The 23,821-nt window shown below is 68.6% G+C and carries 26 protein-coding genes and 1 other RNA gene; 6 read left to right on the forward strand and 21 right to left on the reverse strand.

Going from position 1 to position 23,821, the window contains the following annotated elements; translation table 11 throughout:
* Positions 1-242: 242 nt before the first annotated feature.
* Positions 243-612, reverse strand: a transfer-messenger RNA (tmRNA) gene (gene ssrA, locus AC07VM_RS17050).
* A gap of 141 nt (positions 613-753) precedes the next feature.
* Between ssrA and AC07VM_RS17055 the strand changes: the two genes are divergently transcribed.
* Positions 754-1,419 (forward strand): SIMPL domain-containing protein, encoded by a 666-nt coding sequence (locus tag AC07VM_RS17055; protein ID WP_494912411.1) that lies wholly within the window; start codon positions 754-756, stop codon positions 1,417-1,419.
* 5 nt (positions 1,420-1,424) lie between these two features.
* Here AC07VM_RS17055 and hflX read toward each other — a convergent pair whose 3' ends face one another.
* Positions 1,425-2,936 carry a GTPase HflX gene (gene hflX / locus AC07VM_RS17060; protein ID WP_267418249.1) on the reverse strand — a complete coding sequence of 504 codons (1,512 nt, stop codon included), beginning with the start codon at positions 2,934-2,936 and terminating at the stop codon, positions 1,425-1,427.
* Positions 2,937-3,003: 67 nt separating this feature from the next.
* On the opposite strand from hflX, the gene AC07VM_RS17065 reads away from it, so the two are divergent.
* Entirely contained in the window at positions 3,004-3,645 is a 642-nt protein-coding gene (locus tag AC07VM_RS17065) for a class I SAM-dependent methyltransferase (RefSeq protein WP_267418248.1), read from the forward strand.
* 20 nt (positions 3,646-3,665) lie between these two features.
* On the opposite strand, the gene dapF is transcribed toward AC07VM_RS17065, so the two are convergent.
* The 17 genes from dapF to AC07VM_RS17150 form a co-directional block, all read right to left on the reverse strand.
* Positions 3,666-4,538, reverse strand: coding sequence for a diaminopimelate epimerase (gene dapF / locus AC07VM_RS17070; protein WP_494912412.1), 873 nt, complete (start codon positions 4,536-4,538; stop codon positions 3,666-3,668).
* 9 nt (positions 4,539-4,547) lie between these two features.
* A complete protein-coding gene (locus AC07VM_RS17075; protein WP_267418246.1) occupies positions 4,548-5,096 on the reverse strand; it encodes a dihydrofolate reductase family protein in 549 nt (182 codons plus the stop codon).
* Between the two features lie 32 nt (positions 5,097-5,128).
* On the reverse strand, positions 5,129-6,040 hold the full coding sequence (gene miaA / locus AC07VM_RS17080) for a tRNA (adenosine(37)-N6)-dimethylallyltransferase MiaA (RefSeq protein ID WP_494912413.1): 912 nt from the start codon (positions 6,038-6,040) through the stop codon (positions 5,129-5,131).
* Complete coding sequence (gene miaB, locus AC07VM_RS17085) at positions 6,037-7,584, reverse strand: tRNA (N6-isopentenyl adenosine(37)-C2)-methylthiotransferase MiaB (RefSeq protein ID WP_494912415.1); 1,548 nt, start codon at positions 7,582-7,584, stop codon at positions 6,037-6,039. Before miaB ends, miaA begins: the two co-directional genes overlap by 4 nt.
* 49 nt (positions 7,585-7,633) lie before the next feature.
* Positions 7,634-8,500 (reverse strand): regulatory protein RecX, encoded by an 867-nt coding sequence (locus tag AC07VM_RS17090; protein ID WP_494912416.1) that lies wholly within the window; start codon positions 8,498-8,500, stop codon positions 7,634-7,636.
* Positions 8,500-9,549 (reverse strand): recombinase RecA, encoded by a 1,050-nt coding sequence (recA, locus tag AC07VM_RS17095; RefSeq protein ID WP_183152792.1) that lies wholly within the window; start codon positions 9,547-9,549, stop codon positions 8,500-8,502. The genes AC07VM_RS17090 and recA overlap by 1 nt, the downstream gene beginning before the upstream one ends.
* Positions 9,550-9,821: 272 nt before the next feature.
* A complete protein-coding gene (locus AC07VM_RS17100) occupies positions 9,822-10,046 on the reverse strand; it encodes a DUF3046 domain-containing protein (protein WP_267418241.1) in 225 nt (74 codons plus the stop codon).
* 18 nt (positions 10,047-10,064) lie between these two features.
* Positions 10,065-10,373: a helix-turn-helix domain-containing protein gene (locus AC07VM_RS17105; protein ID WP_017830901.1), complete on the reverse strand. Its 309-nt coding sequence runs from the start codon at positions 10,371-10,373 to the stop codon at positions 10,065-10,067.
* Between the two features lie 141 nt (positions 10,374-10,514).
* Positions 10,515-11,003 carry a CinA family protein gene (locus tag AC07VM_RS17110; protein WP_494912418.1) on the reverse strand — a complete coding sequence of 163 codons (489 nt, stop codon included), beginning with the start codon at positions 11,001-11,003 and terminating at the stop codon, positions 10,515-10,517.
* On the reverse strand, positions 11,000-11,575 hold the full coding sequence (pgsA, locus tag AC07VM_RS17115) for a CDP-diacylglycerol--glycerol-3-phosphate 3-phosphatidyltransferase (RefSeq protein ID WP_494912420.1): 576 nt from the start codon (positions 11,573-11,575) through the stop codon (positions 11,000-11,002). The genes AC07VM_RS17110 and pgsA overlap by 4 nt, the downstream gene beginning before the upstream one ends.
* Entirely contained in the window at positions 11,575-14,283 is a 2,709-nt protein-coding gene (locus tag AC07VM_RS17120) for an FtsK/SpoIIIE family DNA translocase (protein WP_494912422.1), read from the reverse strand. The genes pgsA and AC07VM_RS17120 overlap by 1 nt, the downstream gene beginning before the upstream one ends.
* 72 nt (positions 14,284-14,355) lie before the next feature.
* The gene (locus AC07VM_RS17125; protein ID WP_494912423.1) at positions 14,356-14,850 is read right to left on the reverse strand and encodes a GNAT family N-acetyltransferase; all 495 of its coding nucleotides are present in this window, start codon (positions 14,848-14,850) and stop codon (positions 14,356-14,358) included.
* Between the two features lie 75 nt (positions 14,851-14,925).
* Positions 14,926-16,602 carry a ribonuclease J gene (locus AC07VM_RS17130; RefSeq protein ID WP_494912424.1) on the reverse strand — a complete coding sequence of 559 codons (1,677 nt, stop codon included), beginning with the start codon at positions 16,600-16,602 and terminating at the stop codon, positions 14,926-14,928.
* 53 nt (positions 16,603-16,655) lie between these two features.
* Positions 16,656-17,633: a 4-hydroxy-tetrahydrodipicolinate synthase gene (gene dapA / locus AC07VM_RS17135; RefSeq protein ID WP_267418235.1), complete on the reverse strand. Its 978-nt coding sequence runs from the start codon at positions 17,631-17,633 to the stop codon at positions 16,656-16,658.
* Between the two features lie 123 nt (positions 17,634-17,756).
* Entirely contained in the window at positions 17,757-18,518 is a 762-nt protein-coding gene (locus AC07VM_RS17140; protein ID WP_494912426.1) for an SDR family NAD(P)-dependent oxidoreductase, read from the reverse strand.
* Complete coding sequence (locus AC07VM_RS17145) at positions 18,518-18,994, reverse strand: dihydrofolate reductase (protein WP_494912427.1); 477 nt, start codon at positions 18,992-18,994, stop codon at positions 18,518-18,520. The genes AC07VM_RS17140 and AC07VM_RS17145 overlap by 1 nt, the downstream gene beginning before the upstream one ends.
* On the reverse strand, positions 18,991-19,800 hold the full coding sequence (locus AC07VM_RS17150; RefSeq protein WP_267418232.1) for a thymidylate synthase: 810 nt from the start codon (positions 19,798-19,800) through the stop codon (positions 18,991-18,993). The genes AC07VM_RS17145 and AC07VM_RS17150 overlap by 4 nt, the downstream gene beginning before the upstream one ends.
* 116 nt (positions 19,801-19,916) lie before the next feature.
* On the opposite strand from AC07VM_RS17150, the gene AC07VM_RS17155 reads away from it, so the two are divergent.
* From AC07VM_RS17155 to AC07VM_RS17165, 3 genes are all read left to right on the forward strand, one after another.
* The gene (locus tag AC07VM_RS17155) at positions 19,917-20,327 is read left to right on the forward strand and encodes a thioredoxin family protein (RefSeq protein WP_494912428.1); all 411 of its coding nucleotides are present in this window, start codon (positions 19,917-19,919) and stop codon (positions 20,325-20,327) included.
* Positions 20,328-20,350: 23 nt separating this feature from the next.
* Entirely contained in the window at positions 20,351-20,929 is a 579-nt protein-coding gene (locus AC07VM_RS17160) for a DUF4395 domain-containing protein (protein ID WP_494912430.1), read from the forward strand.
* An 83-nt stretch (positions 20,930-21,012) separates the two neighbouring features.
* A complete protein-coding gene (locus tag AC07VM_RS17165; protein ID WP_267418229.1) occupies positions 21,013-21,438 on the forward strand; it encodes an OsmC family peroxiredoxin in 426 nt (141 codons plus the stop codon).
* A gap of 12 nt (positions 21,439-21,450) precedes the next feature.
* Here AC07VM_RS17165 and AC07VM_RS17170 read toward each other — a convergent pair whose 3' ends face one another.
* Positions 21,451-21,888 carry a hypothetical protein gene (locus AC07VM_RS17170; RefSeq protein ID WP_267418228.1) on the reverse strand — a complete coding sequence of 146 codons (438 nt, stop codon included), beginning with the start codon at positions 21,886-21,888 and terminating at the stop codon, positions 21,451-21,453.
* Complete coding sequence (gene dapB, locus AC07VM_RS17175; RefSeq protein ID WP_267418227.1) at positions 21,888-22,628, reverse strand: 4-hydroxy-tetrahydrodipicolinate reductase; 741 nt, start codon at positions 22,626-22,628, stop codon at positions 21,888-21,890. The genes AC07VM_RS17170 and dapB overlap by 1 nt, the downstream gene beginning before the upstream one ends.
* Positions 22,629-22,873: 245 nt before the next feature.
* On the opposite strand from dapB, the gene AC07VM_RS17180 reads away from it, so the two are divergent.
* Complete coding sequence (locus tag AC07VM_RS17180; RefSeq protein ID WP_494912432.1) at positions 22,874-23,821, forward strand: patatin-like phospholipase family protein; 948 nt, start codon at positions 22,874-22,876, stop codon at positions 23,819-23,821.

Genomic DNA, 23,821 nt, shown 5'->3' on the forward strand with positions numbered 1-23,821 from the left:
CCCCCCCCCCCCCCCCCCCCCCCCCCCCCCCCCCCCCCCCCCCCCCCCCCCCCCCCCCCCCCCCCCCCCCCCCCCGCTTCCGGCAGACCTCTCCGATCCGAAGCACGTGTTCGGCGGAGACCTCTTCCTGTAGTGACAACGGCTTACCTCCGAGTCATCTTTTGATGACTCGGATGATACATCTCTGTCGGATCGATCTGAAGACCGATCCGGAGAGTCGTGAGACACTGCTTCCACACGACATGTGGAGCTGGGGGGAATCGAACCCCCGTCCAACGCTGAGTCTCCACGCCTTCTCCGGGCGCAGTCTGTGAAGACGTTCTCCTCGGCTCCGACCTTTGTCACAGACACCTAAGTCGACGAGCCCAGCCTGGGAAGAGTCCCACGTGACGTCCAGACGCCATCACGCAGCAAGATTCCTAAATGACGCCAGGATCCGTATCGGAATCACATACGGCCTGACGGACTATCGGGCTCGCTTATGCAGCGAGGGCGAAGTCGTTGCGCTTGGTTTCGGCAACTATTTTTTTGCAGAGAGCGTTTACGAGATAACTCTGCATCCTCGGCCCGCTTCTCGTGGATTCACAGGCGCTGTCGAAACCGATCAGCCCCGTGGTCCTTCTCTCGAAGGAGCCGCTGTCACACTGTGGAATTACCAACCCGGGTGACGAACACCCGAGCATCACAGACTACAACGTCGACGGCGCATCCGCCATTCCTCGGGCAGTCGGAGCCCTGGCGTAGAGTCGCCCCATGAGCGAAGTCACCGTCACCGTCCGCGGCGAGCACGAGGCGCGCCTGGCGCCGGAGCGCGCCACCATCCGCGTCAGCGTGCGCGCCGAGGGCCCGGAGCGCACGGCCGTCGTCGAGCAGGAGATGCGCCTCGCCGAGCCCGTGCGCACCAGCATCACCGAGCGGGCCGAAGCCGAGACCGTCGTCGAGTGGACGAGCAAACGACTCTCGGTGCGTGCTGAGCGCCCCTGGAACGGCGAGGGCAAGCAGCTCGCACCCGTCTACTACGCGAGCATCGACTTCACGGCGACGTTCGCCGAAGCATCCGAGCTGTCGATCTGGGTCTCCGACATCTCGCCCTGGGACGGCGTCGAGGTGGGCTGGGTGGACTGGCACCTCACGCCCGTCACCCGGACCCGCGTCGAGCGCGAGGTCGCGGCCGAGGCCGTCAGCGTCGCCGTCACCCGCGCCAAGGCGTATGCGGGAGCACTCGGTCTGGACGAGGTCACGCCCCTGGAGATCGCCGATGTCGGCCTGATCTCCAGCGGACAGCCGGCCCCCGGTGCGCCCATGATCAAGGCCCGCGGCGGGGTTGCCTTCGCCGCGGACATGGCGCCCGCGATGGAGTACGAGCCCGAGGAGATCGTCATCTCCGCCACGGTCGAGGCGCGCTTCCTCGCCCGCTGACGGGGTCAGGCCTCGGCTGCGAACGGAGCGAGCTCAGCGGCCAGACGCTCGGACACCCGGGCATGGACCGCGGTGCCGTCTTCCCGGTGATCCACCGAGAGGAGCATCCCCGTCTCGTGGATCGCGGCGACGAGGTCACCGCGGTCGTACGGGACGACGGCATGGACCTCGATCGCGGGCTGCGGCAGCGCAGCCTCGATCACGGCACGCAGCTCCGCGATGCCCTCGCCCGAACGCGACGACACGAAGTGCGCGTGCGGCTGGAGCCCTCGGAGCACCAGACGCTCGTCATCGTCGATCAGGTCGGCCTTGTTGAAGACGACGATCTCCGGCAGGTCGCGGACGCCGACGTCACCGAGGACGTCGCGCACCGTCTGGAGCTGTCCCGCAGGGTCGGGGTGCGAGCCGTCGACGACGTGGAGCACGACGTCGGCCTCGCCGACCTCCTCCAGCGTCGAGCGGAACGCCTCGACGAGCTGGTGCGGGAGGTTGCGCACGAACCCCACCGTGTCGGTCAGGGTGTAGACGCGACCGTCCTCGGTCTCCGAGCGGCGCACGGTGGCGTCGAGGGTCGCGAACAGCGCGTTCTCGACGAGGACGCCGGCGCTGGTGAGCGCGTTGAGCAGACTGGACTTGCCGGCGTTGGTGTAGCCGGCGATCGCGACGGAGGGGATCGTGTTGCGCTTGCGCTCGGCGCGCTTCGCCTCACGGGCCGGACCGAAGTCCCGGATCTGCCGGCGGAGCAGAGCCATCTTCGTGCGGATCCGTCGACGGTCCAGCTCGATCTTCGTCTCACCCGGACCACGGGAACCCATCCCGGCACCGCCGGCGCCGACCTGGCCACCGGCCTGACGGCTCATCGAGTCACCCCAACCGCGCAGGCGCGGGAGCAGGTACTCGAGCTGGGCGAGTTCGACCTGGGCCTTGCCCTCGCGGCTCTTCGCGTGCTGGCTGAAGATGTCGAGGATCACGGTGGTGCGGTCGATCACCTTGACCTTGACCACGTCTTCGAGCGCACGACGCTGGCTCGGTGCCAGCTCGGTGTCGGCGATGACCGTGTCGGCACCCACCGCGGCGACGATGTCCTTGAGCTCTTGGGCCTTGCCGCGGCCCAGATACGTGGCGGCGTCGGGGTGCGGGCGGCGCTGGAGCACACCGTCGAGCACGACGGCACCCGCGGTCTCCGCCAGAGCAGCGAGCTCACGAAGGGAGTTCTCCGCGTCCTCCTGCGCCCCCTGGGGGTAGACGCCCACCAGGACGACGTTCTCGAGACGCAGCTGCCGGTACTCGACCTCCGTGACGTCTTCGAGCTCCGTCGAGAGACCGCCGACGCGTCGGAGTGCGTGTCGGTCCTCGAGGTCCCATTGCGAGCCGTCGGCGCTCGTGTGCGACGCCGTCGATTCGTCCTGCAGCGCCTGGGCTGCGCCGAACACGTGGACGTCCGAGCGCTTCTCTGCGTTCGCGAGCACGCGATCGACCGTGTGGTCGTCGGTGGAGGGTGTGGTGGTCTCCGTCATCCGTTCCTTGTCTCTGGTTTCCTAGCGAGCCTTAACCTTAGCCCGCGCTGTCCGGTACGCTCACCGTATGGGGTCCGATCACTACTTCACTGCGGCCCCGGCAAGCCCCGAGAATCTGCGTAAGATCCGCGTATCGCTCGCAGGTCGAGAGCTGGAAGTCACCACCGCCGGTGGAGTCTTCAGCCCGGATCGTCTGGATGCCGGCACCGCAGTGCTCCTCGCCAACATGCCCCCGGTTCCCCCGGGCGGCGACCTTCTCGACCTCGGCAGCGGGTGGGGGCCGGTCAGTCTCTCGATGGCCCTCGCCTCTCCCCACGCGACGGTGTGGGCCGTCGACGTGAATGAGCGTGCCCTCGATCTCGTCCGTCGCAACGCGGCGGCTCTCGGGCTCACCAATGTCAACGCATCTCTGCCCGATGATGTTCCCGAGCACGTCTCGTTCCGGACGATCCGCTCGAATCCGCCCATCCGCGTGGGCAAGAACGAGCTCCACGGCCTGCTCGAGCGCTGGATCCCCCGCCTCGACGAACGCAGCGATGCCTGGCTCGTCGTGCAGCGGAACCTGGGCGCCGACTCGCTGCAGCGCTGGATCGGAGCGACGTTCCACCCCGGTTACAGCGTCTTCCGCACTGCCACGGGCAAGGGCTACCGCATCCTCAAGGTGCGCAAGCACGGCAACCCGCCGACGGAGCCGATCTCCATCGGCTGAGGCCGCGCCCCGCAGGTCGCTCAGACCAGGTCGACCTCGCCGGTGAAGACCAGCTGTGCCGGACCCGAGAGCGCGACGTGCTCGCCGTCCTCGGCGGGGAACATGCGCACTCCGAGGGTTCCTCCGGGAACCTCCACCTGCCAGTGGTTCGGGGCCTGCGCACCCGCCCAATGACGCACGGCCAGAGCGGTCGCGGCGACACCGGTTCCGCAGCTGAGCGTCTCGCCCACACCGCGCTCATGAACGCGCATGCTCACATGGCCGACGCCGTCTCGGACGAGCGGCTCGCCCGGGACCACGAACTCGATGTTCGCCCCCGCCGGGAGCTGCGGCTCGAGGTCAGGGGTGCGATGCAGTTCGAGTGTCGCGAGCTCGGCCTCGGACGCGAGCGCGACCACGACATGCGGGTTGCCGACATCGATCCCGAGCCCGGGCCGGGTCACGGTCAGTCCGTCCGCGCGCACGAGCGGGTCGTCACCGGAGAGCTTCCAGAGTCCCAGATCGACCTGGTACCCGGTGGCGCCCTTCGTGACGTCGCGCACCCCGGCCCGCGTGCCGATCGGCAGCGTCGAGCCCGGCTCGATGGTCGCGAGCCCCGAGCGCACGAGGTAGTGCGCGAAGACGCGGATACCGTTGCCGCACATCTCCGCGATCGACCCGTCCGCGTTGCGATAGTCCATGAACCACTCGGCGTTCGGCTCCTCCGCGAGTGCTGCAGCGCCCTCCGGGATCGCCGACGACCTCACGACGCGCAGGATCCCGTCGGCCCCGATGCCGAAGTGGCGATCGCACAGCACCGCGACCTGCTCGACGGTCAGGTCGAGCGCGCCATCGGGATCGGCGATGATGATGAAGTCGTTGCCCGTGCCGTGACCCTTGGTGAATGCGACCATGAGCCCAGTCTAGGGATTCGCGAGGTCGGCTCCGTCCCGCACGACGCGGTATCGCCCGCAGAGGAAACTTCGGTTGCGTGCCACCTCGAGGAGCTCGAGGTCGAGCCGGCGCGGAAGGAGCGGGGCGCCGGACCCGAGCGTGACCGGCGCGTACTGCACCCACACCTCATCGAGCAGCCCGGCATCGGCGAACTGACCGGCCAGGTCTCCCCCGCCCACGATCCACAGGTCCTTCTCCCCCGCTGCCGCCACCATCTCGGCGTGCACGGCGCGGACGTCGTCCTGCGTCAGACGGATCTCCGCACCCTCCGGCAGGTCGAGCTCCCGATGGGTGAAGACCCAGGTGGGCTGGGTGTATCCCCAGCGGCCCTCCTCGTGGCGCATGACCCATTCGTACGTCGAGGAGCCCATCGCCAGCGCGCCGATGCTCTTCTCGAACTCCCCGTACGCCATCGGGCCGTCCTGATCGATGTCCTGGGTGAGCAGCCAGTCGAGCGAGTGCTGCTCCGTGGCGATGAACCCGTCGAGGCTGGAGGCGGTGTAGAAGTGGGTGGCCATGACGAGAGCATGTCACCGACCACTGACATCGCTTACGCGCCGAGGAGTCTCCGCGCCTCCGCGGGTGCGTCCCACCACTCCAGCTCGGGATAGCGCTTGAACCAGGACACCTGTCGACGGGCGTAGCGGCGGGTGAGGGCCTGCGTCTGGGCGATGGCTTCAGCTTCGGAGAGGACGCCGTCGAGCTGTCCGAGTGCCTGGGCGTACCCGATGGCTCGCGACGCGGTGATGCCGCGCTCCAAGCCGTTGCGGCGGAGGTCCGCGACCTCGTCGACGAGACCCGCCTCCCACATCTGCTCGACGCGGAGGTCGAGGCGTTCCACCAGCGCCGCACGATCGACGCGCAGACCGATCAGCCGAGTGCGCGGATACCAGAGCTTCGGTGTCTCCGGCAGGGCGGCCCCGTGCGTGCTGCCGCCCTGCTCGAGAACCTCCAGTGCGCGGATGACGCGTCGGCTGTTACGCGGGTCGACCCGCGCCGCAGCCTCGGGATCCTGGACGCGCAACCGGTCGAGCAGCACCGCCGGTCCGACGGATTCGAGTTCACGCTCGAGTCGCTCGCGGACCTCGGGGTCACGCGGAGGGAAGTGGAACTCGTACACGACGCTGGAGACGTACAGTCCGGAGCCGCCGACGAGGATCGCGTCCGCACCGCGACCGTGGATCTCCGCGATCGCCGCCCGCGCGACCGGCTGGTACCAGGCGACGGCGGCTTCCTCGTCGACCTCGCGCACGTCGAAGAGGTGATGCGGGATTCCACGGCGCTCGGAAACCGGGAGCTTCGCCGTGCCGATGTCCATGCCGCGATAGAGCTGCATGGCGTCGGCGTTGACGACCTCCGCGGGGTTGCCGCTCGCTCGCAACGCCTCAGCGAGGTCGAGGGCCAGATCGCTCTTGCCGGTGCCCGTGGCCCCGACGACCGCCCAGAGACGCGGTTCGGTCACACGCCCGCACGCAGCGTCGGCAGACCGAGAGAAACGGCACGGGCTCCGCCGTCGCTGCTCGGAGCCGGCACGGCGCAGGACTCGGACTGCGAACGATCCCAGGCGTCTCCGCCCCGCGTGCGTCGGATCTTCAGAGGCGCGCCTGTCGGGTCGTCCGCCAGCAGGTGGAAGGGGGCGCCGTGCGTGACGGTGACCGTGACGACATCGCCGGGGCGAGGAAGGTCGGAGCCGGGTGTCACCTCGAAGTGCACCAGACGGTTGTCCTCGGCGCGTCCGGTGAGCCGGTGCGTCTCGGTGTCCTTCTTCCCCTCTCCGGTGGATACCAGCACCTCGATCTCGCGACCGACCTGCTTCTGGTTCTCCTCCAGCGAGATGCGCTCCTGGAGGGCGATCAGGCGGTTGTACCGTGCCTGGACGACCTCCTTGGGAACCTGATCCTCCATCGTCGCCGCGGGCGTTCCCTCGCGGATCGAGTACTGGAAGGTGAAGGCGCCGGAGAAACGCGCCTGCTCCACGACCCGCATCGTGTCCTCGAAGTCCTCCTCCGTCTCACCGGGGAAGCCGACGATGATGTCGGTCGTGATCGCGGCGTTCGGGATACGCGCGCGCACGCGGTCGAGGATCCCGAGGAACCGCTCGCTGCGGTAGGAGCGTCGCATCGCCTTGAGGATGCGGTCGCTTCCGGACTGCAGCGGCATGTGCAGCTGAGGCATCACGTTCGGGGTCTCGGCCATGGCGTCGATGACGTCGTCCGTGAAAGCAGCGGGGTGCGGGCTCGTGAACCGGATGCGCTCCAGCCCGTCGATCTCACCGGCCGCGCGAAGCAGCTTGCCGAACGCCTGACGGTCACCGAACTCGACGCCGTAGGAGTTCACGTTCTGTCCGAGGAGCGTGACCTCGATCGCGCCGTCCTCTACGAGGAGCCGGATCTCGTTGAGGATGTCGCCGGGACGACGGTCCTTCTCCTTGCCACGCAGGCTCGGCACGATGCAGAAGGTGCAGGTGTTGTTGCAGCCGACCGAGATCGACACCCAGCCACTGTGCGCGGAGTCGCGCTTGGTCGGCAGCGTGGACGGGAAGACCTCGAGCGACTCGAGGATCTCGAGCTCTGCGTCGCCGTTGTGACGTGCCCGCTCCAGCAGACCCGGCAAGGAACCCATGTTGTGGGTGCCGAAAACGACGTCGACCCACGGTGCCTTGTCGAGCACCGCCTGCTTGTCCATCTGCGCGAGGCAGCCACCGACGGCGATCTGCATGCCGTCCTTCCGTCGCTTCACGGACGCGAGGTGACCGAGCGTCCCGTAGAGCTTTCCGGCGGCGTTGTCGCGGACCGCGCACGTGTTGATGATCACGACGTCGGCTTCGGCACCCTCGGCAGCGCGCACATAGCCGGCGCTCTCCAGGGATCCGGAGAGCCGCTCCGAATCGTGCACGTTCATCTGGCACCCGAAGGTGCGCACTTCATACGATCGCTGTCGACCGTCGTCGTCGACGGCCGCCGACGACGCGCTGATGATCGTCGGTTCACTGCGCGGAATAGTCATGATCAACCCATTGTACGAGCCGTTGCCGAGCCGCAGCGGCGTCGGGCGATCAGTCCGAATCGACGAAGCGGACGCCGGAAGTGGACCCGCCGAAAGTCGTCTCCCGCAGCGCGGCCTTCGCCGCCTTCATCGCGACGGCGCCGTTGTAGCCCCGACGTGCGAGCTGACCCACCAGACGTCGGAGAGCGGTGTCGTGGTCGAGTCGGCTCAGCGACCGGGCCTTGGTGCGGGCGAACTCCAGCGCGCGCTCGTCGTCGTCGTCGGGAAGCTCGTCGAGAGCGCCGTCGATGACGTCGCGAGGGATGCCGCGCTGAGCGAGAGCACGAGCCAGGGCGACTCTCCCCTGCCCCTTGCGCTCCACGCCGGAGGTCACCAGGACGCCGGCCAGGGCGACGTCGTCGAGATAGCCTCGGCGGCAGAAGTCGTCGATCACGTCGTCGACCGTGCCTCTGTCGAGCTCGTATCCCCGCAGCACCTGCCGGGCTTCGGAGATGGAGAGCGACCGCGCGCGCAGCTTGCGGACGAGAGACTCCTCGGCGGAGGCACGGGCCTCGTCGAGAGACGCGGCGTCTGCGGTGCCCTCATCTTCGGGGACGTCGAGCGCGCGGAGACGAGGCGCCGGCTTCGCCGAGTCGGACGAACTCGCCCCGGTGCGACCTGTCGCCCCTCGAGCGGGATGACGGTCGCTCGGGCTTCCCGCATCGCCCGGTTCGATTGCCGCGGATCCCGCCGGCGGGGCGTCCCAGGTCGAACGCCACGGACCGGCATCGCCGGTCCGCCGCGGCACGACTTCCGTGGCGTCGTCGGCCTCGACTTCCGTGCTCTCGGGCGTCGGAGTCGTCTTCTTCGAGGCACCGCCGAAGAGGGGGATGATGGGGGCGATCCGGTCGGGATCGCCCCCACGGGTGTCGTTCATCAGGCCGGACGACGCTCAGCGAGCTCGTCTGCCGCCGCAGGCGCGGCGACCTGTGCACCGATACCGAGCTTCTGCTTGATCTGCGTCTCGATCGCCAGGGCGATGTCGGGGTTGTTGAGCAGGAACGTCCGGGCGTTCTCCTTGCCCTGACCCAGCTGGTCGCCGTCGTAGGTGTACCACGAGCCCGACTTCTTCACGATCGCATGCTCGACGCCGAAGTCGATCAGGCTGCCCTCTCGGGAGATCCCGACACCATAGAGGATGTCGAACTCGGCCTGCTTGAAGGGCGGGGCCATCTTGTTCTTGACGACCTTGACCCTGGTGCGGTTACCGACAGCGTCGGTGCCGTCCTTGAGCGTCTCGATGCGGCGGATGTCCATGCGGACCGAGGCGTAGAACTTGAGCGCCTTACCGCCGGCGGTGGTCTCCGGCGAGCCGAAGAAGACGCCGATCTTCTCGCGGAGCTGGTTGATGAAGATCATGGTGGTGTTCGTCTGGTTCAGACCACCGGTGAGCTTTCGCAGCGCCTGCGACATGAGGCGAGCCTGCAGACCCACGTGCGAGTCACCCATCTCACCCTCGATCTCGGCGCGCGGCACGAGCGCCGCGACGGAGTCGATGACGATGAGGTCGATCGCGCCGGAGCGCACGAGCATGTCGGCGATCTCGAGCGCCTGCTCACCCGTGTCGGGCTGCGAGACGAGGAGCGCATCGATGTCGACGCCGAGCTTGGCGGCGTAGTCGGGGTCGAGCGCATGCTCGGCATCGATGAACGCGGCGATGCCTCCGGCACGCTGGGCGTTCGCGATCGCATGCAGGGTGAGCGTCGTCTTACCCGAGGACTCCGGTCCGTAGATCTCGACGATGCGGCCACGCGGGAGTCCGCCGACGCCGAGGGCGACGTCGAGGGCGATGGAGCCGGTGGGGATGACGGCCACGGGGGCGCGCTCATCGCTGCCCAGCCGCATGACCGAGCCCTTTCCGAACTGGCGGTCGATCTGGGCGAGGGCGGTCTCGAGGGACTTCTCGCGGTCGGCGGGTGATGGCATGATGTGCTCCTTCTGCGCGCGTGGTGCCGCCTGTAGGCTGTCGCGGCTCTCCCGGTTGGGAGAAACTCTCCGACAAGGCGTAATGGCTCTTCGGCTTGTTTTCCACCGTAGGAGGGGCCACCGACATCGTCTCGGCGAACTCACGTACCGTGCAGAACAGAATCCCTGAACCACTTGTGCAGAAGACTACGCCCGTTTCGAACAGATCTTCGACGACACGCCGAGATTCGATCGGCGGTTGCCGTACGCACCGGACATCACCCCGGGGACGGTCAACGGCCGCGGGGCTCCTGTCGGCCGACGCCGTAGCGCCGGCTCTCGGGCACGTCCATCTCGGCGCACAGCGCCAGCCAGATCTCGCGGGGCGGCGTGCCGTCGGCCAGAGCCTCCACCGCCGTACGACCGCGGAGCGCGGTCAGGCTCAGATCATGGACCAGCGACGTCGCCCGCGTCTGGAACTCGTCATCGACGGCGCGAAGGAACTCGCTACGACGCATCGCTTCGGTGACCGCGGATCAGTGCAGCGAGAGCTGGGGCTCGATCGACGCCACGAGGTCGTCGGGGACGACATCGGGGAAGACCTGGATGCCCTCGAGCACGGAGATGCGATCTCCGACCTCGCGCATGATCGTCGAGATGGGAACGTCGAGTGCGTCGGCGACGGAGGCGAGGATCTCGCTCGACGCTTCCTTCTGCCCGCGCTCGACCTCGCTGAGGTAGCCGAGTGCGACGGACGCCTTGCTCGCGACCTGCCGGAGCGTACGCCCCTTCTGCAGGCGGAAGTCCCTCAGCACATCGCCGATTTCCTGTCGTACAAGAATCATCGGAACCTCCTCCCCGTGTTTTCGATCGAGGTGTCCCCCGATGAGACAGCCAGTCTAGTACCGCTGGCCTGCACAGAATCTACCCCTGCACTCTGTGGTTTGAATGTGAGCACGTAGGTAGTAACCGGTGCGGGGCCGTCGCTATTCCGCGATCGACTCGAGGAGCGCTTCCAGCGCCACGACGACGGTCTGCTCGCGGATCGCCGCGCGGTCGCCCTGCAGGTGGAACTCGATCGTCCGCGCCGCCATGGGCGTCACGACGCCGATGTGCACCGTGCCGACCGGCTGCCCGTCGGGCGAGTCCGGCCCGGCGATGCCCGTGGTCGACACGCCGACATCGGCCGCCCGTCCGTCGACGCTCACCACGCGACGCACTCCGTCCGCCATCTCCAGCGCAACCTGCGGGTGCACAGGACCATGCGCGGCGAGGAGGTCGGCATCGACGCCGAGGACCGTGTTCTTGACCGGTGTCGCGTAGGCGGTGACTCCACCGAGGAGCACGGCGGAAGCCCCGGGGACGGAGACGATCTCCGCGCACAGCGCCCCGCCCGTGAGAGACTCCGCGACCCCGAGCGTCCAGCCACGCCGGGCCAGAGCCGACAGCACCGCGGCGGAGGCCCGCTCGCTCACGACTTCTGCCGCGAACCGCGCACCTGGGCGACGATGTAGTCGATCCCGCTCGCCACCGTCAGCACCAGCACGATGAGCATCAGGACGAACGTGATCAGGGTCCACGCGTCGAGGCCGATGAGGTAGTGCAGCGGCAGCAGCGCCCACCCGAGGGCCACGCCCTGGAACGCCGTCTTGATCTTGCCCATCCAGGCCGCCGCGACGACGTGCTCGCTGGCCACCATGAGCCGGTGGATCGTGATCCCCCACTCCCGCACCAGGATGATCGCGACGATCCACCAGTTCACCTCGCCGAGGATGGCGAGTCCGACGAAGCCCGCTCCGGTGAGCAGCTTGTCGGCGATCGGGTCCCAGAGCTTGCCGAAGTCGCTGACGATGTCGTACTTGCGCGCGAGGTAGCCGTCGACCCAGTCGGTGGAGATCCCGACGATGAAGATGATCGCCGCTGCCCAGCGGAGACCGGGCTCGGGAAGACCGTACGTCCCGCCGAGCAGCAGCAGGACGAAGAAGACGACCGCGAGCGGGATGCGCGCGACGGTGATCGCGTTGGGCAACTGCCGAGGGATCGCCATCAGTCGCGCCCCGTCAGGCCCCAGGCGTCTTCATCGCCCTCGGCCTCCACCTCGGGCAGGCCCTCGTACTGGGCTGCGATCGGGTCGTGCGTCGGAAGCGGAGGCATCGGAGGTGCTGCCGGCGCCGGAGCGGCCGATGCGGGCGCATCCTCGCCACGCAGCTTCGCCATCACCTGCGGGAGCTGCTCCGCCGTCGCGAGCACGTCACGAGCCTTGGATCCCTCGGACGGCCCGACGATCTCGCGGGATTCCAGCAGATCCATGAGGCGGCCGGCCTTCGCGAAGCCGACGCGGAGCTTGCGCTGCAGCATGGAGGTCGACCCGAACTGGGACGAGACGATGAGTTCGGCGGCCGCGAGCAGAAGCTCGAGGTCGTCGCCGATGTCCTCGTCGACCTCCTTCTTCTTGGTCGGCTCCATCGCCTCCTGCACGTCGGGACGGTAGTCCGGACGAGCCTGACGCGTGACGTGCTTGACGACCGCGTCGATCTCCTTCTCGTCGACCCACGCGCCCTGCAGACGGAACGGCTTCGACGACCCCATCGGCGAGAAGAGGGCGTCACCCTGCCCGATGAGCTTGTCGGCGCCCGGGCTGTCGAGGATGACCCGGCTGTCGGTGACGCTGGTCACGGCGAAGGCGAGGCGCGACGGCACGTTGGCCTTGATCAGACCGGTGACGACGTCGACACTCGGGCGCTGCGTCGCGAGCACCAGGTGGATCCCGGACGCTCGCGCGAGCTGGGTGATGCGGACGATCGAGTCCTCGACGTCACGAGGAGCGACCATCATGAGGTCGGCGAGCTCGTCGACCACGACCAGGAGGTACGGGTACGGCTTGAGCACGCGCTCACTGCCGACGGGCAGCTCGACCTCGCCGGCACGGACGGCACGGTTGAAATCGTCGATGTGGCGGAACCCGAACGACGCGAGGTCGTCGTACCGCATGTCCATCTCCTTCACGACCCACTGCAGCGCCTCGGCGGCCTTCTTCGGGTTCGTGATGATGGGCGTGATCAGGTGCGGAACGCCGGCGTAGCTGGTGAGCTCCACGCGCTTGGGGTCGATCAGGACCATGCGCACGTCGGCGGGACGGGCTCGCATCAGCAGGCTCGTGATCATGGAGTTCACGAAGCTCGACTTACCGGAACCGGTCGAACCGGCCACGAGGAGGTGAGGCATCTTGGCGAGGTTCGCGATGACGATGTTGCCGCCGACGTCCTTGCCGACGCCGATCGTCATCGGATGCGTGCTCTTCTGCGCCGCGGGCGACCGGAGGACATCGCCGAGAGCGACCATCTCCTTGTCGGCGTTCGGGATCTCGATGCCGATCGCGCTCTTGCCCGGGATCGGCGAGAGGATGCGGACGTCGTTCGACGCGACGGCATAGGCGAAGTTGTTGCTCAGCTGCAGGATCTTCTCGACCTTGACGCCGTGGCCGACCTCGACCTCGTACTGCGTGACCGTCGGACCGCGCGAGAAACCGGTGACCTTGGCATCGACCTTGAACTGCGAGAGGACGCTGGTGATCTGCTCGATGACCTTGTCCGTGGCCTCGGACCGCATGACCGGCGGCGGTCCCTCGACCAGCAGGCCCGGCGAGGGCAGGATGTACGGAGCCACGGGTGCCTGCGGACCCCGGTCGCCCGGGCCCTCCGTGCCGAAGCCGTCGAGGCCCGGAAGCTCGGGCGCTTCTCCGGTGTCGGAGGAGTCGTCCAGGAGAGCCGTCGTCTGCTGCTCCGCGAGCGAGTCGGCGACCGAACGGACCTCGGACAGCACCTCGGTGGCGGCGTCGTACGGGTTCTCGACCACGACCGCCTGGTCATAGGCGGGCGTGGGGTCGGAAGTCGTGAGGAGTGCCGTGATGTCGTCGGACCCGAGGGTGCCCTCGTCGGGGTCCTCTTCACGGCCGGTCTTGTTACGACGCCACCAGGGCAGCACGTCGGGGTCGTCGACCTTGTCGGCGTCGTCGATCGCTGCGGCGTCCTTGACCGGCTTCTCCGGGCGCTCGGCGTCGAACATCCAGGCGTACAGATCACCGAGACGGGAACCGATGCGGTTCGGCGGCGTCTTGGTGAGGATCAGGATGCTGAGCACAGCGAGGAGCGACAGCACGATGTACGCGGGGATGTCGGTGAGATACGTCAGGGGCTGGCCGACGAGCCAGCCGAGCAGACCGCCTGACTCGCTGAGTGCGGGCATTCCTTGGTTCGGATGCGGGCGCGGGCCGGCGACATGGAACATCCCCGCGAGCGCGAGGACGAACATGCCGAAGCCGATCCCGATGCGCCCGTTGTCATGGACGGACGATGGGTGCCGGAACAGCCAGCCGGCAAGCAGGAGGAGCAGCACGGGCATGATGAAGGCCACGCGTCCGACGAAGAGACCCACGGAGTACGCACTGATGTTCGTGGCGACCTCGTTGCCGATGAAGAACCACTCGTTGACGGCGCCGAGCACGGCCAGGATCACCAGCAGGAAGGGGAAGCCGTCGCGACGGTCGTCCTTCTCGAGGGTCTCCGGCCCGAACGCGCGGAAGAGTCCGCCGACGCCGTGCGCCAGTCCGACCCAGGCCCGGACGATCACCGGGGGCTTGTCCGCTTCGTCGATGTACTTCTTGGGAGCGGGCTGGGCCTTGGGAGCCGTCTGCCGCTTGGGGCGCGACGGTGCGCTGGTCGACGCGCGCTCAGTCTTCGTGGAACTCCTGGCCATGCTCTCACGTTACGACCAACACCCGACATCTCCGCGTAATGACGCGGCTTTCCCCGGATCCGGGACCGGGCGCTACGTCGTGCCGCGCACCATCGTGTGGCGGGTCGGCCCCTCACCCACGACGGCGAATCCCTCTGCGCGATACAGGTTGCGGGCGAAGTTGTCCCGTTCGACGCTGAGGCTGATGCGGGCATGCCCCTGGGCGCCGGCGAGCTGCACGACACCGCGCAGGAGCGAGCGGCCGACGCCACGCGCCCGCCAGAGGGGATGGACGCCGATGATCAGCTCCGGAACGGCTACTCCGACGAAGCCGAATCCCGGCTCGTTCTGCGGAAGCACCCGGTACCAGGCGGCTCCGACCGGGATGTCGCCGTCACTCGTGGCCACGAGTCCGTCGTCGGCCATCCGCTTCCAGCCCGCGAGGTAGCGTCGATGATCCGCGGACGTGAGCACCTCATGTCGCGGGCGCACTCCCCCGGCGCGCCAGTTGGCGGCCTCGACGAGCATGTCGCCGAGGAACATCGCATCCGTCTGCGCCGCCCTGCGGAGCGAGAAGCCCCTGTCCATGGCGTGAGCCTAGGACAGGGGTGTTACGCACGGATTGCGGGCAGCCGTGAGTCACGGCCGCCCGTCCGACGGTGATCAGGCCTCGATGACCAGCGGCACGATCATCGGACGACGACGGAGACGCTGGTTCACCCAGCGACCGATCGTACGCCGGACGACCTGAGACAGCGCATGCGTGTCGCGCACTCCGTTGCCGGATGCCTCCTTGAGGGCTGCCACGATCTTCGGCGTCACGTCGTCGAACACGGAGTCGTCCTCCGCCACACCCCGCGCGTGGATCTCCGGGCCGGAGATGATGCGGCCGGTCGCCGCGTCGACGACGACGATCACCGAGATGAAGCCCTCTTCGCCGAGGATCCGGCGATCCTTGAGGTCGGCGTCCGTGATCTCGCCGACGGTCGAGCCGTCGACGTAGACGAAGCCGAGGTCGAGCTGACCCGTGACCTTCGCGACGCCGTCCTTCAGATCGATCACGGTGCCGTTGGAGGCGATGATCGTGTTCTCTTCGGGGATGCCGGTGTCCTGCGCGAGCTTGGCGTTCGCGATGAGGTGGCGGTACTCGCCGTGCACCGGGAGGACGTTCTTCGGCTTCAGGATGTTGTAGCAGTAGAGCAGCTCACCGGCCGCGGCGTGACCGGAGACGTGGACGCGGGCGTTCGCCTTGTGCACGACGTGCGCGCCGAGCTTGGTTAGGCCGTCGATGACGCGGTAGACGGCATTCTCATTGCCCGGGATGAGGCTGGAGGCGAGGATGACGGTGTCGCCCTCGCTCACCTCGATCGCGTGGTCCATGTTCGCCATGCGGCTGAGCACGGCCATCGGCTCGCCCTGCGACCCCGTGGACATGTAGACGATCTGCTCGTCGGGCAGGTCGCGCGCCTTCTTGAAGTCGATCAGGACGCCGTCCGGCACCTTCAGGTAGCCCAGCTGCTCGGCGATCGTCATGTTGCGCACCATGCTGCGACCGAGGAAGGCGACACGACGACCGTGCGCCGCCGCAGCGTCGATGACCTGCTGCACGCGGTGCACGTGGCTCGAGAAGCTGGCGACGATGACCCGACGCGGGGCCTTGCCGATCACCTGGTCGAGCACGGGTCCGATGGAGCGCTCGGTCGGGGTGAAGCCCGGCACGTCGGCATTGGTCGAATCGACGAGGAAGAGGTCGACGCCCTCTTCACCCAGGCGCGAGAACGCCCGGAGGTCGGTGATGCGGCCGTCCAGCGGCAGCTGGTCCATCTTGAAGTCACCGGTGGCCAGCACCATGCCGGCGGGAGTGCGGATGGCCACCGCCAGCGCATCCGGGATCGAGTGGTTCACGGCCACGAACTCGAGGTCGAAGGGCCCGACCTTCTCCTGCTGGCCCTCCTTCACCGTCAGGGTGAAGGCCTTGATGCGGTGCTCCTTGAGCTTCGCCTCGACGAGCGCGAGGGTGAGCCCGGAGCCGATCAGCGGGATGTCGCTCTTCAGGCGCAGCAGGTACGGGACGGCACCGATGTGGTCTTCGTGGCCGTGCGTGAGCACCACGCCGACGATGTCGTCGAGACGATCGCGGATGGGCTCGAAGTCGGGAAGGATCAGATCGACGCCGGGCTGGTGCTCCTCCGGGAAGAGCACACCGCAGTCGACGATCAGGATCTTGCCGTCGTACTCGAACATGGTCATGTTCCGACCGATCTCGCCGAGACCGCCGATCGGGATGACCCGGAGCGTTCCTTCGTCGAGGGTGGACGGTTCTGACAGGGGGATGGACATGCTGTCTCCTCAGTCGGACACTCTGCGCGTCCGTTCGTTCGTGGCGACGCGGCTCAGCGCGTCGTGCCGTGCACCTTCGGCAGGGCACCACCCGCGGCCGCGTTGCGGTCCGGGCGGAAGTTCGAGAAGTCGGCACCGGGAACGTCCTTGACGAGGTCGAGCTCGTCTTCGATGAGCGCGGCCTCCCATTCCTCGGGGCCGACCAGGGGAAGTCGGACGCGCGGGCTCGAGATGCGACCGAGCCCGTGCAGGATGTACTTCGCCGCGACCGTGCCCGGCACGTGCGTCATGACCGCGCGGACGAGGGGTTCGAGGCGCTTGTGCTCGGCCGTGGCCGTAGCGAGATCTCCCGCGTTCACCGCATCGATGATCGTGCGGTACGGCGCTGCGGCGACGTTCGCCGTGACGCCGATGAGGCCGGTGGCGCCGATCGCGAGGTGCGGCAGCACGTTGGCGTCGTCGCCGGAGAAGTACATCAGGTCGGTCTGGTTGAGCACACGGCTCACCTCGGAGAAGTCGCCCTTGGCGTCCTTCACCGCGAGGATGTTCGGGTGCTTGGCGAGGCGCAGGATCGTCTCGTACTTGATCGGCACGCCGGTGCGACCGGGGATGTCGTACAGGATCACCGGCAGATCGGTCGCGTCGGCCACCAGACGGAAGTGCGTCAGGATGCCGGCCTGGGTCGGCTTGTTGTAGTACGGCGTGACGATCATGATGCCGTCGGCGCCGGCCTTCTCGCTGGCCTTGTAGAGCTCGATCGCGTGCGCGGTCTCGTTCGAGCCACCGCCCGTGATGATCTTCGCCCGGCCTGCCGAGACGGACTTGCCGACCTCGACGAGCTTGAGCTTCTCGGGGTCCGTCAGGGTCGAGGTCTCGCCGGTCGTTCCCGTCACGACGATGCCGTCCGCGCCTGCGGTGATCACGTCATCGATGTGCTTCTCGACAGCGGGCCAGTCGACTTCGCCGTCGGCCGTCATCGGAGTGACGAGCGCGACGAGAACCTGTCCGAAGGGGTTGCCCGAGTGCGTCATGCTCCCAGCGTATCGGTTCGGATGCCGCTCATGCGGACGCGGTGACGCGGATGATGTCGCCACGGGCGACGTCGATCCTGCCGCGCAGGATCACACCGACCGACGCATCCTCGCCGGCACGCGTCAGACCCGGCCACGGCGGGCGACGCCCGACGTGAGGGAGCTGGGCAGGACGCGGGTCAGCGCGACGATGGCCTTGTACCGCAGCGAGGGGATGGACACGGCCTTGCCGCGGGCCGCGTCGCGCAGCCCGGTGCGGACGACGTCGCGCGCGTCGAGCCACATGATGCTCGGCACGCCCTCCTCGCCGACGGCGAGGCCCATCCGCTCGTGGAACGAGGTGTGGGTGAACCCGGGGCACAGCGCGGTGACGCTGACACCGTCGCGCCCGTATTCGGCGTTCGCCCAGCGGCTGAAACCGATCAGCCACGACTTGCAGGCGGAATACGTGGAGCGGGAGATGAAGCCCGCGACCGACGCCACGTTGATGATCCGTCCCCCGCGGCCGCGCATGGACTGCAGCGCCGCGTGCATGAGGCGCATCGACGCCTCCACATGCACGCGCAGATGGCGCACCTCATCCTCGATGTCGTTGTCGGCGAACTGCAGCGGCAGCCCGAACCCGGCGTTGTTCACGAGGAGATCGATGGGGTCCGCCGTGTCGCGCAGCCGGTCGGCGACCTTCTCGACCCCGGCCTCGTCGGCCAGATCGGCGGAGATGATCTCGACGGCGACGCCGTATTCGCTGCGCAGCTCGGCACCGAGCGTCTGCAATGCCTCCTCCGACCGCGCCACCAGGACCAGATCGGCGCGACGACGGGCGAGCTGGCGCGCGAACTCGGCGCCCAGTCCGGCGCTGGCCCCGGTGATCAGTGCGGTGGGCATCAGCGCTCGTATCCGAGGAAGCGGTAGCGGATGCCGGTGCGCGAGGTCTGCCACTCCCCCTCGTCGACCAGCCGCCAGCCGGTCTTGGCGGGTGCGTAGGTATCGCCGTCGACGTCGAGAACGAGCTCGGTGACCTCGAGGCGATCGGCATCGCCGATGACCTGACGGAAGATCTCCGCACCGCCGATGATCCAGACCCGGTCCTGACCGCGGACGGCCTCGGCGACCGTCGCGGCGCGACGGGCCCCCTCCGCTGACCAGTCCTGCTGTCGGGTGACGACGATGTTGTCTCGGCCGGCGAGCGGTCGGAACCGCTCGGGCAACGAGTCCCAGGTCTTGCGACCCATGACCACCGGCGCACCGAGCGTGACGTCCTTGAAATGCGCGAGGTCCTCGGGAACGTGCCAGGGCATGCCGCCCTCGGCGCCGATGACGCCGTCGTGCGCCTCCGCCCAGATCAGTCCGACCCAGGTCATACCGCCACCGCCGCACGGATCGGGGCGTGGTGCTGGTAGTCCTCCACCACGAAGTCCTCGTAGCGGTAGTCGAAGATCGATTCCGGCTTCCGCCCGAAGCGGAGCGTCGGGTACGGATAGGGCTCGCGGGAGAGCTGCTCGCGGACCTGCTCGACGTGGTTGTCGTAGACGTGGCAGTCGCCACCGGTCCACACGAAGTCGCCGGGCTCGAGGCCGACCTGCTGCGCGATCATCATCGTGAGCAGCGCATAGGAGGCGATGTTGAACGGCACGCCGAGGAACATGTCCGCGCTGCGCTGGTACAGCTGGCAGGAGAGCTTGCCGTCGGCCACGTAGAACTGGAACAGGGCGTGGCACGGAGCGAGCGCCATGTCGGGGATGTCGGCCGGGTTCCACGCCGAGACGATCAGACGGCGCGAGTCGGGCGAGCGGCGGATCTGCTCGATCACCTCGGACAGCTGGTCGATGCTGCCACCGTCGGGCTTCGGCCAGGACCGCCACTGGACGCCGTACACCGGACCAAGGTCGCCGGACTCGTCCGCCCACTCGTCCCAGATCGTGACACCGTTCTCTCGGAGCCACCCGACGTTGGAGTCGCCCTGCAGGAACCAGAGCAGCTCGTAGGCGATCGACTTGAAGTGCACGCGCTTCGTGGTGATGAGCGGGAAGCCCTTCGAGAGGTCGAAGCGGATCTGCCGGCCGAAGACGCTCGTGGTCCCGGTTCCGGTGCGATCCGACTTGTGCGTGCCCGTCTCCAGCACGTCGCGGAGCAGGTCTTCGTAAGGAGTCGGGACGGCTGCGCTCATGAAAGCCACGATACCTTCCCGCCCTCGGACTCGGGCGGAGCACGCGGCCCGACCGTCGTTCGTCACGCTCGGAAACATCGGCCTCGGTGGGGTACGACGCGAAGTACTCTCGACGCATGTCGCCCGCACTCGCCCTCGGGGTCGCCGCAGCGCTTCTCGCGCTCGCCACGGTCATCGGCATCGTGCTGCGCCGCCGCGACGGCCGACGACGCGAGGGGGGCGCGCTCCGCTTCGACCCGGCGGATGCGGCTGCGGAGTTCGGCTCCCGTGCGACCCTGGTGCAGTTCAGCACCGAGATGTGCGCGCGCTGCCCCCAGGTACGCCGGCTGCTGACGGACTACGCCTCCGACCAGGACGGGCTCCGCCACGTCGAGGTGGATCTGACCCACCGCCCCGATCTCTCCGCACGCTACAAGGTGCTCCAGACCCCGACCACGTTCGTCGTCGACGGCTCCGGTGCCGTTCGCGCACGATTCCACGGTGTTCCGCACCGGCACGCCCTCACCGAAGCCGTCGCCGCCCTCTGAGGCGCGAAGACAGGAGCACCGAGATGAGCACTCCCGCAGGCATCGACCCCCGCGGTCCCCGCTTCGCCGCCACGATCACCGCAGTGCTCCTGCTCGCGGCGACCTTCCTGGCGCTGATCGGGATCTCCACCGCGCAGGCGGGCGCCGCCACGTTCGGCTGGTTCGCGTATCAGCCGCTCGCCGATTCCACCTTCAGCCCCACCGGATGGGCCATCTCCTCCGCGCCCATCGCTCAGCGCGCCCTCGACCCGGGCTTCCTGCTCACCATCGTCGTCGCGCTGCTCTTCCTCTGGGGCGTGCTCTCACCGCGGACGGCGCCGTGGAGCGTGGTCTTCCGGACGCTGGTCCGCCCGCGTCTCGCCCCGCCGAGCGAGCTGGAGGATCCGCGTCCGCCGCGGTTCTCGCAGGGGGTCGGCCTCTTCGTCGTGGGCATCGGCCTCGTGCTCCATCTCCTCGGCGTCCCGTGGGCGCTGCCGATCGCCACCGCCGCGGCGTTCATCGCGGCCTTCCTCAACGCCGCCTTCGCGTTCTGCCTCGGCTGCCAGCTGTACCTGCTGCTGCAGCGCGCCGGCGTGGTCGGGCGGGAAGCCGCCACCTCCTGACCGCTGTTCCCCCGCGTACGGCCGCTCGCTAGGCTGGCCACGAGCCGACGCTGCACCCCTGCAGTGCGAGAACCGGAGGAATCATGCCCGTCACCAGCGAAGCCGCCAGCACCTGGACCGGATCGCTCATGGAGGGGTCGGGCACGGTCGCGTTCTCGTCGTCGAACCTCGGCACCTTCCCGATCAACTGGAAGGCGCGCAGCGAGGGCAGCGACACGACGACCACGCCGGAGGAGCTCATCGCCGCCGCGCACGCCTCCTGCTTCAGCATGGCCCTCTCGCATGCCCTCGCCGAGAACGGCACCCCTCCGGAGCGCGTCAACACCAGCGCCTCGGTCACCTTCAAGCCCGGCGTCGGCATCACCGGAAGTCACCTCAACGTGAACGCGGTCGTCCCGAACCTGTCGCCGGAGGCCTTCCAGGAGATCGCCGTCGGCGCGAAGGACGGCTGCCCCGTCTCGCAGGCCCTCGCCGGCATCGAGATCACGCTCGAGGCGACACTCGCCTGACCGACCGCGTCGTCAGGACGGACGCGCGAGACGGATGGCCTCGCGGATGCTGGCTCGTGCGTCCTTCCGGCGGCCCGCGGCGTCCTGGACGACGCCCAGCCGATAGCGGGCGCGCCAGTCGTCACCGGACGCGTCCGCTTCCGCCGTGTACCGAGCGATCAGCGGATCGGCGTCGGCTCGCGCGATACGTCCGCTCGGCGTGAGCTCCGTCTCGACCGGCGGCATCCCGCCCTCGGCGTCGAGCAGGCGTCCGAGCCGATCGGCTCCGAAGCCGAACATCATCTCGCGAACCAGCGCCCAGGCACCGATGGGTGCGAGCACGAGGAGCGTGATGCCCATGCCGACCGACACCGGTGTGCCGACGGAGATGAACATCACCGCGAGCCAGATCGCGACCGCGAGGTAGACCAGCAGCGCCGCCGCCATCAGGCCGACGCCGATCCGCGACATCACGAGCGGATGCCGATGTCGATCATGTGCTCGAGGCCGACGATCACACCGCGGGCCTGCAGCGCGAACGGCACGGCGAGGCGGATGCCCGGGGCGTACGCCAGCGCGGAATCGGTGGTGTCGTGCGTGAAGGTGAGCGACTCGCCGGGCCCGGACAGGATGACCTCCTGCTTCGCGACGACACCGGGCCGACGGAGCGAGTGGATCGGCACGCTGCCGACCTGCTGTCCCCGAGCACGCTGATCCGCGTGCGGAGCACTGACCGGCCCCTGCTCGGCGCGCGCGGCCGCGATCAGCTCCGCGGTGCGCACCGCAGTTCCGCTGGGGGAATCGATCTTCGTCTCGCGGTGCGCCTCGATGATCTCAGCGGAGCCGAAGAACGGCGCGGCAGCCGCGGCCAGAGCGGATCCGAGGACCGACCCGAGCGAGAAGTTGGGGATGAAGACCGCGCCGGTGCCGGCCGCCTCGACGAGCGGTCGCACCAGGGCGATGCGCTCGGCCGACCACCCGGAGGTCGCGACCAGCACGTTGATGCCGCGTTCGACGGCGGCCCGGACGACCTCGATGCTCACCTGCGGCGTCGAGGCGTCGACCACGAGATCGGCGCCCTCGAGCTCGGAGAGATCACTCGACGAGCCCAGCACCCGGCTCACCTCGAACCCCTCGAGCTCATCGATCACCGCTCCGATGATCGTGCCGAGCTTCCCGGTTCCGCCGACGAGGGCTACCTGCGTGGTCATGCGTCCAGTCTATTTCGCGGGCAGCAGGGTCCGGCCCGGGGCGCGCGGGGCCGCACAGGAGTCCGGATCGCGACCGGCGCTCTCCCCCGCCGTGCGTGGTAGCGTTCCCGTGATCGTGTTCCGGCAGGAGGAGGTGAGCCCCATGTACGCAGTATCCGCATCGGGTGCTCCCTCACAGCGCGCGATCCCGCGACCGGCGTAGTCGCGGCCGGGAGCCCCGCCCCGCATTCGCGAAAGGCACTCCCATGGACATCCTGACCTCTCGCCCCTCTCTCCCCCGAACCCCCGCGCCACGACCTCCGTCTGCTCCCGAGCCGGTCCTCGAAGGACGAGCTCTAGTCCTCGGTGGCGGCGGATCGGCCGGCAACGCCTGGCTGATCGGCGCCCTCGCCGGCCTCGCGGAAGGAGGGCTCGACGTCACGGCGGCTGACCTCGTCGTCGGCACCTCCGCCGGCGCGACCACCGCCGCACAGGTCACAGCCGTGCCCGCGAGGCACCTGCTGGACCAGATCCTCTCCGCACCCCTTCCCTCGACGTCGTCGCGGCCCGGCGGAGGCATGCGGCGTCCGCCCGTCACCGACCACCTGGAGCGCACGCAGCGGATCATCGACGGCTCGACCGGCATCGAAGACATGCGGCGGCGGATGGGGGCCGCGGCGATCGACCTGTCCGCGGCCTCGCCGGGCGCCGGCACGCGGTGGCGGGAGACGGTCGCCACCCGGCTGCCGCGACCGGACTGGCCGGATCAGCGGGTGCTGATCACCGCCGTGGACGCAGACAGCGGCGAGCCCGTCCTCTTCGACCGACGCAGCGGTGTGGACCTCGTGGATGCCGTCGCCGCCAGCTGCTCCAGCGGATCCGCCTACGACATCGGCACCCACCGCTACATCGACGGCGGCTATCGTTCCAACGCCGAGAACGCCGATCTCGCATCCGGATACGCGAAGGTCCTCGTGCTGGCGCCCTTCGGCGGAGCATCGCGGACGCCCTCATCCTGGGGCACGCACCTCGCGGATCAGATCGCCGCGCTGAGGGCGACGGGGAGCACCGTGGAGACGATCTTCCCCGACAGCGCGTCACGCACCGCCTTCGGCGAGAACGTCATGGACCCGGCGACCCGCGTGCCCGCCGCGCAGGCCGGCTTCGCACAGGGTCGAGCAGTCGCCGCGTCGCTCGCCAGCTTCTGGAGCTGA

Source organism: Microbacterium sp. GW821-FHT01D02 (assembly GCF_059422585.1).

Coding starts and splice junctions, on each gene's coding strand:
- hflX (WP_267418249.1), bottom strand. CDS start 2,936: ATGACGGAGACCACCACACCCTCCACCGACGACCACACGGTCGATCGC.
- pgsA (WP_494912420.1), bottom strand. CDS start 11,575: ATGGCGATCCCTCGGCAGTTGCCCAACGCGATCACCGTCGCGCGCATC.
- AC07VM_RS17130 (WP_494912424.1), bottom strand. CDS start 16,602: ATGTCCATCCCCCTGTCAGAACCGTCCACCCTCGACGAAGGAACGCTC.
- AC07VM_RS17170 (WP_267418228.1), bottom strand. CDS start 21,888: ATGTCGCGGATCGGCGTCGGCCTGATGGCGGCGGCGCTGCTGGTCTAC.
- AC07VM_RS17075 (WP_267418246.1), bottom strand. CDS start 5,096: ATGGCCACCCACTTCTACACCGCCTCCAGCCTCGACGGGTTCATCGCC.
- AC07VM_RS17155 (WP_494912428.1), top strand. CDS start 19,917: ATGTCGCCCGCACTCGCCCTCGGGGTCGCCGCAGCGCTTCTCGCGCTC.
- AC07VM_RS17055 (WP_494912411.1), top strand. CDS start 754: ATGAGCGAAGTCACCGTCACCGTCCGCGGCGAGCACGAGGCGCGCCTG.
- recA (WP_183152792.1), bottom strand. CDS start 9,549: ATGCCATCACCCGCCGACCGCGAGAAGTCCCTCGAGACCGCCCTCGCC.
- AC07VM_RS17150 (WP_267418232.1), bottom strand. CDS start 19,800: ATGAGCGCAGCCGTCCCGACTCCTTACGAAGACCTGCTCCGCGACGTG.
- dapF (WP_494912412.1), bottom strand. CDS start 4,538: ATGGTCGCATTCACCAAGGGTCACGGCACGGGCAACGACTTCATCATC.
- AC07VM_RS17100 (WP_267418241.1), bottom strand. CDS start 10,046: ATGCGTCGTAGCGAGTTCCTTCGCGCCGTCGATGACGAGTTCCAGACG.
- dapA (WP_267418235.1), bottom strand. CDS start 17,633: ATGACGCACTCGGGCAACCCCTTCGGACAGGTTCTCGTCGCGCTCGTC.
- AC07VM_RS17090 (WP_494912416.1), bottom strand. CDS start 8,500: ATGAACGACACCCGTGGGGGCGATCCCGACCGGATCGCCCCCATCATC.
- AC07VM_RS17065 (WP_267418248.1), top strand. CDS start 3,004: ATGGGGTCCGATCACTACTTCACTGCGGCCCCGGCAAGCCCCGAGAAT.
- AC07VM_RS17180 (WP_494912432.1), top strand. CDS start 22,874: ATGGACATCCTGACCTCTCGCCCCTCTCTCCCCCGAACCCCCGCGCCA.
- AC07VM_RS17160 (WP_494912430.1), top strand. CDS start 20,351: ATGAGCACTCCCGCAGGCATCGACCCCCGCGGTCCCCGCTTCGCCGCC.
- AC07VM_RS17145 (WP_494912427.1), bottom strand. CDS start 18,994: ATGACCTGGGTCGGACTGATCTGGGCGGAGGCGCACGACGGCGTCATC.
- miaB (WP_494912415.1), bottom strand. CDS start 7,584: ATGACTATTCCGCGCAGTGAACCGACGATCATCAGCGCGTCGTCGGCG.
- AC07VM_RS17120 (WP_494912422.1), bottom strand. CDS start 14,283: ATGGCCAGGAGTTCCACGAAGACTGAGCGCGCGTCGACCAGCGCACCG.
- AC07VM_RS17165 (WP_267418229.1), top strand. CDS start 21,013: ATGCCCGTCACCAGCGAAGCCGCCAGCACCTGGACCGGATCGCTCATG.
- AC07VM_RS17125 (WP_494912423.1), bottom strand. CDS start 14,850: ATGGACAGGGGCTTCTCGCTCCGCAGGGCGGCGCAGACGGATGCGATG.
- dapB (WP_267418227.1), bottom strand. CDS start 22,628: ATGACCACGCAGGTAGCCCTCGTCGGCGGAACCGGGAAGCTCGGCACG.
- AC07VM_RS17105 (WP_017830901.1), bottom strand. CDS start 10,373: ATGATTCTTGTACGACAGGAAATCGGCGATGTGCTGAGGGACTTCCGC.
- AC07VM_RS17140 (WP_494912426.1), bottom strand. CDS start 18,518: ATGCCCACCGCACTGATCACCGGGGCCAGCGCCGGACTGGGCGCCGAG.